The sequence below is a fragment of the Citrobacter sp. MGH106 genome (genome assembly GCF_001037495.1).
Lineage (GTDB): Bacteria > Pseudomonadota > Gammaproteobacteria > Enterobacterales > Enterobacteriaceae > Citrobacter > Citrobacter murliniae.
Genome location: NZ_KQ089822.1, coordinates 494,427 through 509,529, shown reverse-complemented (window position 1 = coordinate 509,529; position 15,103 = coordinate 494,427). Strand labels below are relative to the sequence as shown.

Here is a 15,103-nt window from a genome sequence, read left to right as displayed (position 1 = left end):
AAACACCTTATCCGGCCCAATAATTCAACGTAATTGTTGCCCTACTTTAAGCGTTGCAGCCACATTTCGCGCCGTCATCCGTACATTTTCGCTCGCATTATCCAGCGCCTCGTCCAGCGTACAAATGGTAAAAATCACGCTAAAAACAGCATCGATACCATGCTCATGCACCACACCAACATCCGGTGTCAGACTACCCGCAATACCAATGACGGGCTTATTGTAACGCTTTGCAACGTTTGCCACACCGACCGGCACTTTGCCATGAATCGTCTGGCTGTCGATACGCCCTTCGCCGGTCACCACTAAATCCGCATCTGCGACGCAGTCATCAAGGTGTAACGCATCGGTTACGATCTCTATGCCACAACGTAACTGAGCGCCACAAAACGCATACAGCGCAGCCCCCATGCCACCGGCAGCGCCGCCGCCAGCCAGCTCGAGCACCTCAACATTCAGATCGCGGTCAATCAAATGCGCATAGTGCGTTAGCGCCTGATCCAAACGCGCAATCACTTCGGGTGTAGCCCCTTTTTGCGGACCAAATACCGCAGAGGCCCCCTCTTTACCAGTAAGCGGGTTGGTCACATCACATGCCACTTCGATGCGACACTCGGCAAGACGTGCGTCTAACTGAGAGATATCAATCCTGGCGAGCGCTTCCAGGCCCATACCGCCCTGTGCAATGTCGTTATTCTGCTCATCCAGTAATCTTGCCCCCAGTGCCTGCACCATACCGGCACCACCATCGTTTGTTGCACTACCACCAATCCCGATGATGATATGCTCAACCCCCGCATCCAGCGCATGACGTATCAGCTCTCCGGTACCCCAGGAGGTCGTTTTTAGCGGGTCACGTGAACCCGGTGGCACCAGCTCCAGCCCACTGGCTGCTGCCATCTCAATAAACGCGGAACGTGCATCCCCCGATAAGCCATAAAATGCCTGAACATTGCTTCCCAGAGGACCAGTAACATCAACATGAACAAGGCGACCTGCCGTTGCAGCAACCATTGCTTCAACCGTTCCCTCGCCACCATCAGCAAGCGGGATCTTTACGTAATCAGCATCAGGCCAAATTTCACGAAACCCCTGCTCAATGGCAGTTGCCACCTCAAGCGCACTCAAACTTTCCTTATAGGAGTCCGGTGCGATCACTATTTTCATAAAGCATCCTTACGCATGTTGACGGTGTTAAGCATACAACAGGAGAAGTGCCGGTTCCTGTCAGAACCGGCATAACGCTTAGCGCACCATGCATGGGCGTTTATTATCAAAGGTCCAGTTCGGGATCAGATACTGCATTCCCATCGCATCGTCACGCGCCCCCAGTCCATGTTTCTGGTACAGTTCGTGCGCTTTCATTACTTGATCCATATCGAGTTCCACGCCCAGCCCCGGTTTCGCAGGTACCTGCACCATGCCACCTTTAATTTCAAACGGCTCTTTGGTCAGACGCTGGTTGCCTTCCTGCCAGATCCAGTGAGTGTCGATAGCCGTAATTTTACCCGGTGCCGCCGCTGCTACATGGGTAAACATCGCCAGCGAAATATCAAAGTGGTTATTGGAGTGAGAGCCCCATGTCAGGCCAAACTCATGGCACATCTGCGCCACGCGTACGGAACCCTGCATAGTCCAAAAATGCGGATCCGCCAGCGGAATATCAACGGATTGCAGAGACAGCGTATGTCCCATTTGACGCCAGTCGGTCGCGATCATATTGGTCGCCGTCGGCAGTCCGGTAGCGCGACGGAATTCTGCCATCACTTCACGCCCGGAGAAGCCCTGCTCTGCCCCACACGGATCTTCGGCATAGGCCAGCGAGCCTTTCAGGTATTTACCGATTTTGATCGCTTCATTGAGCGACCAGGCACCGTTTGGATCCAGCGTCACGCGCGCCTGTGGGAAGCGTTTCGCCAACGCAACAATAGATTCAGCCTCTTCTTCCCCTGCCAGCACACCGCCTTTCAGTTTGAAGTCATTGAAACCATATTTTTCATACGCCGCTTCTGCCAGTCTTACCACTGCATCCGGAGTCATCGCCTCTTCATGACGCAGACGATACCAGTCACATTGCTCATCCGGCTGGCTCTGATACGGCAACGGCGTCGCTTTACGGTTGCCAACAAAGAACAGATAACCAAGCATTTCGACTTCGCTACGCTGCTGACCATCGCCCAGCAAAGAGGCCACGTTTACCCCCAGATGCTGACCCAGCAGATCCAGCATTGCTGCTTCGATCCCGGTAACAACGTGAATAGTGGTACGCAGATCGAAGGTCTGCAAACCACGCCCACCGGCATCGCGATCGGCAAATGTATTGCGTACGGCATTCAGCACATTTTTATATTCGCCAAGCGCTTTGCCGACTACCAGCGGGATCGCATCTTCCAGGGTTTTGCGAATTTTCTCGCCACCGGGAATTTCACCGACGCCAGTATGACCGGAGTTATCTTTGATAATCACAATATTACGCGTGAAGAATGGGGCATGCGCGCCGCTCAGATTCATCAGCATGCTGTCGTGACCCGCAACCGGAATAACCTGCATAGCGGTAACGACTGGGGTAGTAAATTGTGTACTCATCATTGTGTCCTTATTCAAAATCAGTGACGGCCGAAAACGGGACGTTTACGGTCAAAAGTCCATCCGGGGATCAAATACTGCATCGGGCCTGCGTCATTACGCGCGCCACCGGGCAACGCCTTATACGCTTCATGTGCTTTTTGTACCTGATCCCAGTCCAGTTCCACACCCAGTCCGGGAGCGTCCGGAACAGCAATTTTTCCGTTCTTAATTTCCAGTGGATTTTTCGTCAGGCGGCAATCACCCTCCTGCCAGATCCAGTGCGTGTCGATAGCCGTCGGATTGCCCGGTGCAGCAGCACCAACATGGGTAAACATCGCCAGCGATATATCGAAGTGGTTATTCGAGTGGCAACCCCAGGTCAGGCCCCAGTCATCGCACAACTGTGCCACGCGCACCGCGCCAGAAAGCGTCCAGAAGTGCGGATCGGCCAGCGGAATATCCACAGAGTTGAGCATCACTGCATGACCCATTTCACGCCAGTTGGTAGCGATCATATTAGTCGCGACAGGCAGTCCCGTCGCACGACGGAACTCCGCCATCACTTCGCGACCAGAGAACCCTTGTTCCGCACCACATGGGTCTTCCGCGTAGGTCAGAACATCATTCAACCCTTTACACAGCGAGATAGCTTCATCCAGTAGCCAGGCACCGTTGGGATCGACCGTAATACGTGCGTCTGGGAAGCGTTTTTTCAGCGCACGTGCGGTTTCAATTTCCTGCTCACCTGGCAGCACACCGCCTTTGAGTTTGAAATCTTTAAAACCGTAGCGATCCTGCGACGCTTCTGCCAGACGTACTACCGCATCGCTGTTCATCGCTTGCTGGTGGCGCAGGTGATACCATTCATGATTACCCGGAGTACTTTCCAGATACGGTAAATCGGTCTTTGTGCGATCACCGACATAGAACAAATAGCCAAGTACGGTCACCGCGTCGCGCTGTTTACCCGGCCCTAACAGTTCGCAGACCGGTACATTGAGCGCTTTGCCCAGCAGATCCAACAGCGCAGCTTCCAGCGCCGCCACCGCGTTGACTCGCAGCTCAAAGGTCCAGGCGCCTTTACCAAAGGTGTCAAAGTCAGCCGCCTGATTTCCTTTATGTACCTGCTGGACTACTTTATTCAGCCGGGCGACCTCCTTGCCCAATACCATCGGGATGGCGTCTACCAGCGTCTGATAAATCACTTCCCCGCCCGGCGCTTCACCGACGCCGGTATTCCCAGCGTTGTCGGTGAGAACGACGATGTTGCGGGTAAAATATGCGTTGTGCGCGCCGCCAATATTAAGCAGCATGCTGTCATGCCCGGCCACCGGGATGACCTTCATGTCGGTAATTACGGGACTCGATTGTGTTGTCATGATCATTGCCCTGCTACAGGTTTCAGTTCGATACGCTTAATATCGCCCACCAGCACCAGATAGCTCAGTACGGCAATCAGCGCGTGAACACCCACGTAAATCAATGCGCCGTTGAACGAGCCAGTGGTGCCAACGATGTAGCCGATGGCAATCGGCGTCACGATGCCGGAGATGTTACCGAACATATTGAACAGGCCACCGCTCAGGCCGCTGATCTCTTTTGGTGCGGTATCAGCCATCACCGCCCAACCCAGCGCCCCAATACCTTTGCCAAAGAAGGCCAGTGCCATAAAGCCGATGATCATCCATTCAACGTTGACGTAGTTACAGAACACCATCACCATCGATAACAGCATCCCCATAACAATTGGCGTTTTACGGGCGATATTCAGCGAACCAGTACGGCGCATCAGCCAGTCGGAAATAATGCCGCCGAGCACGCCACCAGCGAAGCCGCAAATCGCCGGCACCGAGGCGACAAACCCCGCTTTCAGAATCGACATGCCGCGTGCCTGCACCAAATAAACCGGGAACCAGGTAATGAAAAAGTAGGTCAGGGCGTTAATACAGTACTGACCGATATAGATACCTACCATCATACGAGAGCCAATCAGTTGCTTAATTTGCCCCCACTTCACGCTGAACGGAACCTTGGCTTTGGCTGCGGCCTGATCCATGTTGATCAGCGCGCCACCTGCGGCAATATACTCAAGCTCTTTTTGGTTCACACCAGGATGCTGGTTCGGTTCGTGGATAACCTTCAACCAGATAAAGCTAATCACGATCCCGAGGCCCCCCATAAAGAAGAACACGTGTGACCAACCCACTTCATGAGTCAGCCAGCCCATAATCGGAGCGAAGATAACGGTGGCAAAGTACTGTGCAGAGTTGAAGATAGCGACCGCCGTTCCCCTTTCCTGTGCCGGGAACCAGGCCGCGACGATTCGACTGTTACCGGGGAATGAAGGCGCTTCAGCGAGACCAACCAGGAATCGCAGAGTGAACAGCGCAACGATGATGCCGAAGCCGCTAAAGATGTCGACGAAGCCCTGCAACAGGGTAAACATGGACCAGATAAAGATGGACCAGAAATAGACACGTTTTGAACCGAAGCGGTCGAGCAGCCAGCCGCCTGGGATCTGGCCGATAACATAAGCCCATGAGAAGGCAGAGAAAACATATCCCATGCCAACCGCATCCAGGCCAATGTCTTTGGCCATTTCTGAACCAGCAATCGATAAGGTAGCGCGATCGCCGTAGTTGAAGGATGTGACGATAAACAGCATCACCACTATCCAGTAGCGAGCATTTGTGCGTTTTTCCGCACTGCTCGCTGCCTGACTTAATGAACTCATTGTTGCACTCCTGAATTTTCGTGTTAGCCACGCTCACTCTGAACTGCACAACCGGTAGGGAATCAGAGGTGACGTTTCATATATATGCAGCTTTTTATGAGGTCGTTCGCCTTGCATGCTGCGTTTTTATTTACTGGCATAAGCAGTATAAAAAGCGTCCCGCGCGCTCTCACCGTGCAACAACACAACATTTTGGCAGCGTATCACGTATGTTTGTGGCAAAAGCCCAGGGTACTGGAAGCAACTTCACGGAAATGAAATCCGATGGGTTGAAAAGGAGAATGTCAGGCGTGAAAAGAGAGGAGTGTGAAACAGGTCGCTTGACCCTATGAAAACGCCAGTAAAAACCCTTTCAAATGAAAGGCTTTTACTGGCATTTGCCCGAAGCTAACACGATTCAGTTTTATTAGGATAGAAACGCGTCGTTCTTTTGCTTGCTGGCACAGGCAAGGCACCCTCCCGGTAGGGGGAGGGTGAACCTTAAGACAGGAGGGTTCCCCAGTTTTCTACCCAGGGATTGGATTCACTTTCCGGCTCAGGGTGCTCACTGGCATCAATCAGCAGCATCTCACCCACGCGCTGGGCGCTCTGCTCCTGTAGCAAAGCGTCAAACTGTTTTCCACCATTGCAGAAATTAACGTAGCTACTGTCACCCAGTGCAATCACGCCGTAACGCAGATTTGGCTGGAAACCAAGATTATCTTTAATCCCCTGAAACAGCGGCACAATGCTGTCGGGAAGATCCCCTTGTCCGGTTGTTGAGGTTACTACCAGCACATATTTTTCCTGATACGCCTGCCAGTCAGTCAGCTCAGGATCTTCAAACACCGTGGCTTTATGACCCTGCGCAGTAAGGATCGCTTCGGCCTCTTCGGCTACCAGCAGCGCGTTTCCGTACATCGTGCCGACAAAAATACCAATTTCCGCCATACCCTTTGTCTCCCTGAATTAAGAATCTATCTGCTCATCCTGACCCGACGGCTCGCTTAACTCAACCCTTTCATTCTCAGGGAGAAGTCCACGCCAGCCAAACTGTGATAACGCCTGCATCCAGACCTCGTCAAGTCCGGCGCGAATAACCAGCGGCTCCCCGGTAAACGGATGAATAAGTTCAAGCTGGCTGGCATGCAGCATTAATCGCTGGCAACCGAAATGCTCTGCAGCACTGCGATTTTGCCGCAAATCTCCATGCTTACTGTCGCCAATTATAGGATGGCGCAAGTGAGCAAGATGGCGTCTGAGTTGATGTTTACGCCCTGTTTGAGGATCAAGCTCCACCAGCCCGTATCGGGTTGTCGGATACCGCCCGGTTGCCACCGGCATTTCAACCGTCGCCAGACCTCGATAATGTGTGACCGCTGGCTGCGGCTCTTTGTCCACGCGGGCAAATTTATCGGCGATTTTGTCCAACTCCTCCACCAGTGGATAATCCAGCACCGCATCATCCATCAGCCAGCCGCGCACAATCGCATGGTAACGTTTCTGGATTTGGTGCTGTTCAAACTGCTGCGACAACAGACGCCCGGCTTCACTGGATAACCCCATCAGCAGCACACCAGATGTCGGTCTGTCGAGGCGATGAACGGTAAAAACATGCTGACCAATCTGGTCGCGCACCGTTTGCATCACCACCACTTTCTCGTCACGGTCGAGCCAACTACGGTGGACCAGCCAGCCAGAAGGTTTATTTACAGCAATCAGCCATTCATCCTGATAGAGTATTTCCAGCATCAGATGTTATCGCTTGTAAACAGCGCATCCAGATCCTGCAATGCCATCAGAATAACCTCACGCTGCGGATGATCGGCTGCCAGCGCCATTTCGTAATACGGCGAGATGGCAAATGCCTCCGGAAGCGGCTGAGCATTATCCAGCAGGGCATGCATGCGGGGAATCAACACCCATTGCAGCCATTCAACTGGTTCCATGGTATCCATACAAAAAGGCTGCGTGCTGGTAAACAGATGCTCCTCTGGCTCATCCATCCGCCAGTGATTATGTTCACGCAGCAACGCTTCTAGCGCATGTAACTGCTCGCGCACACGGTCATGAGTCGTCATGAAATTAACCTCAATGATGAAAAATCTGGCGCGAAGAATAGCACTTGTGAGAAGGAAATAAAAAAAGGGAGCACTGTAAAAACAGTGCTCCCGGTTCGTTTCGCAGCATTCCAGCTACTTTTAGTGCTCCCTGCTCATCCGTGACAACTTTTCCTGTGGTCTTTCGACCTGTTCGTCCTGAACGTTTGCATCCTGCTCACACCACCCCGATGTGAAAACTTCATCCTGAAGTGTCCCTGGCCATCCTGACCCACCGGCTATCCTGACCGGCTCTCGTTCTCCTTCCTGGAGGTGTCCTTTAACGCATCCAGCGTTTTCCTCTTTGCTTCATCCTGAAGCCTGTCCTTGCAACACCATCCTGGTGTGTCCTGCAGAAGTGTCATCATCCTGATGTTCACTTCGTTGTGCGACTCCTTGTCGACAGAGATAGAATCGCCTGTTTCGCCTTATCTTACAAGACACTTACAGACAACCCCTTAAGCTTTTTTTCATATGAAAGCGGGTAGTAAGATAGTAATACGTTGATTTACATAAAATTAGTGTTAAATGGAACAACTAAACCTTTACTTATTACCTGGCAATCTCCTACAGGGTTTGTAAGAGATCTCTCACACGGTTCAGGGCAAACTGGACTACAGAGCAGGCTTAAGTTGAGTGAGAAATTCCGCAAGCGAAGCCGCCAGTACCGTTCTGTTACGGGTACCCAGCGTTTCTTTGCACACTTCTCCTGACAGGTTGCACACGGAAATGACATCAAGTTCATTTTCTTGTGTGGCAATAAAAAGCGTAGGCGATAACTTGAGTCGCTTTTGCGTAACCAGATGGCCGATCAGGTTTTCCTGAACACGCCTGAAGTCATCTTCACTCCAGGTTTGCAGCAATGTCAGCTTTTCATCTGCAAACTGCGCGTGCATATCCCCGGCAAACTGGGTGGTATAAAAAGCATGAATAGCGGGTTGTATCACAATATCAAAGGCGCGTTCAACCGCATTTACGTTGGCGTCTCCCACAAAGGGTTGGGGTTGCCAGTACACCGCATCATTGGTGGAAGAAATAATGCACGGAGAAGGTACGCCGTACAGCTCTTCGCTCAACGGCCAACTGTTATTTTGTTCATGCCATGCGTCGCAATAACGTGTCGTAAAGGCTGTCAACGCCTGCGCAGTCAATTCGTCCACTGATTTCTCTCTTCACAAAAGCCAGGATACACTTGTCGCATAGTGTATCTGGTTTATGACGGTGAAACATGTCTTCTTATGAAAACCATCAGGCGCTTGATGGCCTGACTCTCGGAAAATCAACAGATTACCGGGATAATTACGATGTCAGTCTGTTGCAGGGCGTTCCGCGCAGCCTGAACCGCGACCCGCTGGATTTAAAGGCCGATAACCTGCCTTTTCACGGTGCCGATATCTGGACGCTGTATGAACTGTCCTGGCTGAATGCTAACGGCTTGCCGCAGGTTGCCGTCGGTCATGTTGAACTGGATTACACCAGCGTTAATCTGATTGAATCGAAAAGCTTTAAGCTCTATCTGAACAGCTACAACCAAACCCGGTTTGACTCCTGGGATGCGGTTCGCCAGACGCTGGAAAACGATCTGCGCGCCTGCGCTCAGGGTGATGTCAGCGTGGCACTCTATCGTATTGACGAACTGGAAGGGCAACCTATTGCTCATTTCAACGGTACCTGCATCGATGACCAGGACATCGTTATCGACAGCTACGAATTCAGTACAGAGTATCTGGAAAATGCCGTTAGCGGTGAGAAAGCTGTGGAAGAAACCCTGGTCAGCCACTTGCTGAAATCCAACTGTCTGATCACTCATCAGCCGGACTGGGGCTCCATACAGATTCAGTACCGTGGACGGAAAATCGATCGCGAGAAGCTGTTGCGTTATCTGGTCTCTTTCCGCCATCACAATGAATTCCACGAGCAGTGCGTGGAACGCATTTTCAATGACATTCTGCGCTTCTGCCAGCCGGAAAAACTGAGCGTCTACGCGCGCTACACTCGACGTGGCGGCCTGGACATTAATCCGTGGCGAACTAACACCAATTTTGTCCCCGCCATCGGCAGACTGGTACGTCAGTAATCTTTTTTCTCAATTTTGCGTGTCGGATTCCGCACGCAAGGTTGTGAAAGATCATAAGCCAGGGCTATTGTAATCAATAGAGGATGATGTCTCTCGTCCCGTAAGGAGTTTACTTGATTACACATATTAGCCCCCTTGGCTCAATGGACATGTTGTCGCAGCTGGAAGTCGATATGCTTAAACGCACGGCCAGCAGCGACCTGTATCAACTGTTTCGTAACTGTTCTCTTGCCGTCCTGAACTCCGGCAGTTTGACTGACAACAGCAAAGAGCTGCTGTCACGTTTTGAAAGTTTCGACATTAACGTGCTACGCCGCGAACGTGGCGTGAAGCTGGAACTGATTAACCCACCTGAAGATGCGTTTGTTGATGGACGTATTATTCGCGCGCTACAGGCCAACCTGTTTGCCGTGCTGCGCGATATTCTTTTTGTCAACGGACAGATCAGTAACGCCGGTCGCTTTCAACATCTGGATCTTGAAAGCTCAGTGCACATCACTAACCTGGTCTTCTCAATCCTGCGTAACGCCCGAGCGCTGCACGTCGGTGAAGCGCCGAATATGGTCGTCTGCTGGGGCGGTCACTCGATTAACGAAAATGAGTACCTTTATGCCCGTCGCGTCGGCACTCAACTGGGTCTGCGTGAACTGAACATCTGTACCGGTTGTGGTCCAGGAGCGATGGAAGCCCCGATGAAAGGTGCTGCGGTCGGCCACGCCCAACAGCGCTACAGAGACAGCCGCTTTATCGGTATGACTGAGCCATCAATCATTGCCGCTGAGCCGCCTAACCCGCTGGTTAACGAACTCATTATCATGCCGGACATTGAAAAACGTCTGGAAGCGTTTGTACGTATTGCGCACGGTATTATCATTTTCCCTGGTGGCGTAGGAACAGCGGAAGAGCTGCTGTATCTGTTGGGGATCCTGATGAATCCGGCCAACAAAGATCAGGTTCTGCCACTGATCCTGACCGGTCCTAAAGAGAGTGCGGATTACTTCCGGGTCCTGGATGAGTTTATCGTGCACACGCTGGGAGAAAATGCTCGTCGTCACTACCGCATCATCATTGATGATGCTTCGGAAGTAGCGCGCTTGATGAAAAAAGCGATGCCGCTGGTGAAAGAGAATCGCCGCGACACCGGAGATGCCTACAGTTTCAACTGGTCGATTCGTATCGCACCTGACTTGCAGATGCCGTTCGAGCCGTCCCATGAAAACATGGCCAATCTGAAACTGTATCCTGACCAGCCCGTTGAAGTGCTGGCGGCTGACCTGCGTCGTGCGTTCTCCGGTATTGTTGCGGGTAACGTGAAAGAAGTTGGCATCCGTGCCATTGAAGAGTTTGGCCCGTACAAAATCCACGGTGACCGCGAGATGATGCGGCGCATGGACGATCTCCTGCAGGGCTTTGTTGCGCAACATCGTATGAAGCTACCTGGTACTGCGTATATCCCTTGCTACGAGATCTGCGCTTAACCTCCAACGACAGATTGACGCTGCTATCGCGGTGACAGATTTGTCCATATACAAGCCGGGATTGGCACCTCTGCCTCCCGGCTTTTTTAGTGATACCAGTCACATAGCACAACTCCAACACATAAATACCAATAATATCTCCTCAAAAAAGCCTCAACACGCAAACGTTTACCTTTCGAAGCCGACCGTGATTTATCGCCGCAAATTATTATTAGTCGCCAGAATTCACTAAAAATGACAGTTTTTACAGCGCAACGCTCGTATCTTCTCGCCTTACCTTTCATGGCATATGTCGTTAATGGTAGCCTTCGCGCCCGTAAATTCGCTTTGACTATTTTTTAACAGATTAATGGTCCAAATTTATCCACATAAAAGGTGGATTATTGCATTTGAGATCGCGATCACTGATACATTCATAACTAAAATGTATCTTTCCGCCCGAAAATTATTACGGCGAAAAATTATATAAAAAATCGCTAAACGAATTTCGTTTTACAGTCGGGTCTTTTTTCATTGGATTGAACCCAAACCTGACTTTTTAAGCTTCCTCCAGGAGAAATAGATGGAAAACACGCAAACCAGCACTATCGTTACGGGCCAGACCCGCAGCGCATGGCGCAAGACAGACACCATGTGGATGTTGGGCCTTTACGGCACGGCGATTGGCGCGGGTGTATTATTCCTGCCAATTAACGCAGGCGTTGGCGGTATGATCCCGCTGATTATCATGGCCATTCTTGCCTTCCCGATGACCTTCTTTGCTCACCGTGGCCTGACTCGCTTCGTGTTATCCGGTAAAAATCCGGGTGAAGACATTACCGAAGTTGTAGAAGAACACTTTGGCATTGGCGCGGGTAAGCTGATTACCCTGCTCTACTTCTTCGCTATTTACCCAATTCTGTTGGTGTACAGCGTTGCTATCACTAACACAGTAGAAAGCTTCCTGACCCATCAGCTAGCAATTACCCCACCGCCGCGCGCGATCCTTTCTCTGATCCTGATTGTCGGCATGATGACCATTGTTCGCTTCGGTGAGCAGATGATCGTGAAAGCGATGAGCATCCTGGTGTTCCCGTTCGTTGCTGCATTGATGCTGCTGGCTCTGTACCTGATCCCTCAGTGGAGCGGTGCGGTTCTGGAAACTCTGTCTTTTGACTCTGCTGCAACCACCGGCAATGGCCTGTTGTTGACCCTGTGGCTGGCAATCCCGGTAATGGTGTTCTCCTTCAACCACTCCCCGATCATCTCCTCCTTCGCCGTAGCGAAGCGTGAAGAGTACGGTGATGAAGCTGAGAAGAAATGTTCTAAGATCCTGGCATTCGCTCACATCATGATGGTATTGACCGTTATGTTCTTCGTCTTCAGCTGCGTATTTAGCCTGACCCCGGCGGATCTGGCTGCGGCGAAAGAGCAGAACATCTCCATCCTGTCTTACCTGGCGAACCACTTTAACGCGCCGATCATTGCCTGGATGGCACCGATCATCGCGATTATTGCTATCACCAAATCCTTCCTCGGCCACTACCTGGGCGCACGTGAAGGTTTCAACGGTATGGTAATTAAGTCTCTGCGTAGCAAAGGCAAATCCATCGAAATCAACAAACTGAACAAAATCACTGCGCTGTTCATGCTGGTAACCACCTGGATTGTGGCAACGCTGAACCCGAGCATCCTCGGTATGATTGAGACCCTGGGTGGCCCAATCATCGCGATGATTCTGTTCCTGATGCCGATGTATGCGATTCAGAAAGTACCGGCAATGCGTAAGTACAGCGGTCATATCAGCAACGTCTTCGTTGTGATTATGGGCCTGATTGCAATCTCCGCTATTTTCTACTCGCTGTTTAGTTAATCCCCTGCGCCGCCCTCGGGCGGCGCACCTCGTTACACAATGGACGCCTAATGATTAGCGTATTCGATATCTTCAAAATCGGCATTGGCCCTTCCAGTTCCCATACTGTAGGCCCAATGAAAGCAGGCAAACAATTCACGGACGACCTGATTGCACGCGGAATACTCACTGACGTAACCCGCGTAGTGGTTGATGTTTATGGTTCTCTGTCTCTGACGGGGAAAGGCCACCACACCGACATCGCGATTATTATGGGCCTGGCGGGTAATCTGCCGGATACCGTAGACATCGACTCCATCCCGGGATTCATCCAGGATGTTAATACTCATGGACGTTTGCTGCTGGCAGACGGTCAGCATGAAGTTGAGTTCCCGGTCGATAAGTGCATGAATTTCCATACAGATAATCTGTCTCTGCACGAAAACGGGATGCGAATTACTGCGCTGGCGGGTGAAAAGGCCATATACAGCCAGACCTACTATTCCATTGGCGGTGGATTTATCGTTGATGAAGAACACTTTGGTTTACCGAATAACTCGCCGGTAAACGTGCCTTACCCGTATAAATCCGCAGCCGATCTGCAAAGACATTGCCAGGAAACTGGTCTGTCGCTTTCCGGTCTGATGATGCAAAACGAACTGGCGTTACACAGCAAAGAAGAGCTGGAACAGCACTTTGCCAATGTCTGGGAAGTCATGCGTAGCGGAATTGAACGTGGCATCACCACAGAAGGCGTGTTGCCGGGCAAACTGCGCGTTCCACGTCGAGCGGCAGCGCTGCGTCGTATGCTGGTTAGCAGCGATAAAACCACCACCGATCCGATGGCGGTTGTTGACTGGATCAACATGTTCGCGCTGGCGGTTAATGAAGAAAATGCTGCCGGTGGACGCGTGGTCACTGCACCGACTAACGGTGCGTGCGGGATTGTTCCGGCTGTGCTGGCGTATTACGACAAGTTCATCCGCGAAGTGAACGCTAACTCACTGGCACGCTATATGCTGGTCGCAAGCGCCATTGGTTCACTATACAAGATGAACGCCTCTATCTCAGGTGCTGAAGTCGGTTGCCAGGGTGAAGTCGGCGTAGCATGTTCAATGGCGGCGGCGGGTCTGGCAGAACTGCTGGGCGGTAGCCCAACGCAGGTATGTATCGCCGCGGAAATCGGTATGGAACACAACCTCGGGTTAACCTGCGATCCGGTTGCCGGTCAGGTTCAGGTACCGTGCATTGAACGTAATGCCATTGCCTCCGTGAAAGCGGTTAATGCTGCACGTATGGCGCTGCGCCGTACCAGCGAGCCGCGCGTGTGCCTCGATAAAGTTATCGAGACCATGTACGAAACGGGTAAAGACATGAACGCCAAGTACCGCGAAACTTCTCGCGGCGGCCTGGCAATGAAGATTGTTACCTGCGATTAATTCTCTTCAGATTGCCGGACTGGCGTTAACCGCCATCCGGCAAAATGTTGATTTCTGATATTAGCCTCGCTTCGCCGTGAATGTTACCCTACACCCTGATTTGTAAGGGAGAACATTGTGGCCGTCCATCTGCTTATCGTTGATGCACTGAATCTCATCCGCCGCATTCATGCGGTTCAGGGTTCACCTTGTGTGGAGACATGCCAGCACGCGCTCGATCAATTAATTGTGCACAGCCAGCCCACGCATGCTGTTGCAGTATTTGATGATGAAGCACGTAACAGCGGCTGGCGTCACCAACGACTGCCCGACTACAAAGCGGGCCGTCCACCGATGCCCGACGAATTACATAATGAAATGTCCGCCTTACGCACCGCTTTTGAGCAGCGTGGGGTCTGCTGCTGGGTCTCAAGTGGTAATGAGGCTGACGATTTGGCCGCAACCCTGGCAGTAAAAGTCACCCAGGCCGGGCATCAGGCTACCATTGTCTCGACCGATAAAGGCTACTGTCAGTTGCTCTCCCCGACGCTGCGTATACGCGATTATTTTCAAAAGCGCTGGCTGGATGCACCGTTCATTGAGAAAGAGTTTGGCGTACTGCCTCAGCAGTTACCGGATTACTGGGGACTGGCGGGGATAAGCAGTTCAAAAGTACCTGGCGTCGCAGGCATTGGTCCTAAAAGCGCAACCCAGTTGTTAGTTCAGTTTCAACATCTGGAAGGGATTTACGCCCATCTCGATAATGTGCCTGAAAAATGGCGTAAGAAACTGGAGGCGCACAAAGAGATGGCATTTCTTTGCCGCGATATCGCCCGGTTGCAAACGAACTTACATATCGACGGGAATTTGCAGCAACTTCGGCTGATACGATGATAAATGAATTGCCGTGTGGCTGCGC

13 protein-coding genes are annotated in these 15,103 nt (G+C 51.7%); 5 read left to right on the top strand and 8 right to left on the bottom strand.

The window, feature by feature from the left end:
* Positions 1-24: 24 nt before the first annotated feature.
* The 8 genes from SK36_RS02300 to syd all read right to left on the bottom strand — a co-directional run bounded on the left by SK36_RS02300 (position 25) and on the right by syd (position 8,540).
* On the bottom strand, positions 25-1,167 hold the full coding sequence (locus SK36_RS02300) for a glycerate kinase (protein ID WP_045446880.1): 1,143 nt from the start codon (positions 1,165-1,167) through the stop codon (positions 25-27).
* A gap of 78 nt (positions 1,168-1,245) precedes the next feature.
* Positions 1,246-2,586 carry a glucarate dehydratase gene (gene gudD / locus SK36_RS02295; protein WP_048220655.1) on the bottom strand — a complete coding sequence of 447 codons (1,341 nt, stop codon included), beginning with the start codon at positions 2,584-2,586 and terminating at the stop codon, positions 1,246-1,248.
* A 20-nt stretch (positions 2,587-2,606) separates the two neighbouring features.
* Complete coding sequence (locus tag SK36_RS02290; RefSeq protein ID WP_048220654.1) at positions 2,607-3,947, bottom strand: enolase C-terminal domain-like protein; 1,341 nt, start codon at positions 3,945-3,947, stop codon at positions 2,607-2,609.
* A 2-nt stretch (positions 3,948-3,949) separates the two neighbouring features.
* Complete coding sequence (gudP, locus tag SK36_RS02285; RefSeq protein ID WP_045446889.1) at positions 3,950-5,302, bottom strand: galactarate/glucarate/glycerate transporter GudP; 1,353 nt, start codon at positions 5,300-5,302, stop codon at positions 3,950-3,952.
* Positions 5,303-5,782: 480 nt separating this feature from the next.
* Positions 5,783-6,232, bottom strand: coding sequence for a flavodoxin (locus SK36_RS02280; RefSeq protein ID WP_045446892.1), 450 nt, complete (start codon positions 6,230-6,232; stop codon positions 5,783-5,785).
* Positions 6,233-6,250: 18 nt separating this feature from the next.
* A complete protein-coding gene (gene truC, locus SK36_RS02275) occupies positions 6,251-7,033 on the bottom strand; it encodes a tRNA pseudouridine(65) synthase TruC (protein ID WP_048220653.1) in 783 nt (260 codons plus the stop codon).
* The gene (locus tag SK36_RS02270) at positions 7,033-7,362 is read right to left on the bottom strand and encodes a YqcC family protein (protein ID WP_045446898.1); all 330 of its coding nucleotides are present in this window, start codon (positions 7,360-7,362) and stop codon (positions 7,033-7,035) included. Before SK36_RS02270 ends, truC begins: the two co-directional genes overlap by 1 nt.
* A gap of 632 nt (positions 7,363-7,994) precedes the next feature.
* Complete coding sequence (gene syd, locus SK36_RS02265) at positions 7,995-8,540, bottom strand: SecY-interacting protein (RefSeq protein ID WP_048220652.1); 546 nt, start codon at positions 8,538-8,540, stop codon at positions 7,995-7,997.
* Between the two features lie 68 nt (positions 8,541-8,608).
* On the opposite strand from syd, the gene queF reads away from it, so the two are divergent.
* From queF to xni, 5 genes are all read left to right on the top strand, one after another.
* Positions 8,609-9,457, top strand: coding sequence for an NADPH-dependent 7-cyano-7-deazaguanine reductase QueF (gene queF / locus SK36_RS02260; protein ID WP_048220651.1), 849 nt, complete (start codon positions 8,609-8,611; stop codon positions 9,455-9,457).
* Positions 9,458-9,570: 113 nt separating this feature from the next.
* On the top strand, positions 9,571-10,935 hold the full coding sequence (gene ppnN, locus SK36_RS02255) for a nucleotide 5'-monophosphate nucleosidase PpnN (RefSeq protein WP_045446906.1): 1,365 nt from the start codon (positions 9,571-9,573) through the stop codon (positions 10,933-10,935).
* Positions 10,936-11,497: 562 nt separating this feature from the next.
* A complete protein-coding gene (locus SK36_RS02250; RefSeq protein WP_045446909.1) occupies positions 11,498-12,787 on the top strand; it encodes an HAAAP family serine/threonine permease in 1,290 nt (429 codons plus the stop codon).
* Positions 12,788-12,837: 50 nt separating this feature from the next.
* Entirely contained in the window at positions 12,838-14,205 is a 1,368-nt protein-coding gene (locus tag SK36_RS02245) for an L-serine ammonia-lyase (RefSeq protein WP_045446912.1), read from the top strand.
* A 117-nt stretch (positions 14,206-14,322) separates the two neighbouring features.
* Positions 14,323-15,078 (top strand): flap endonuclease Xni, encoded by a 756-nt coding sequence (gene xni, locus SK36_RS02240; protein WP_048220650.1) that lies wholly within the window; start codon positions 14,323-14,325, stop codon positions 15,076-15,078.
* Positions 15,079-15,103 lie beyond the last annotated feature (25 nt).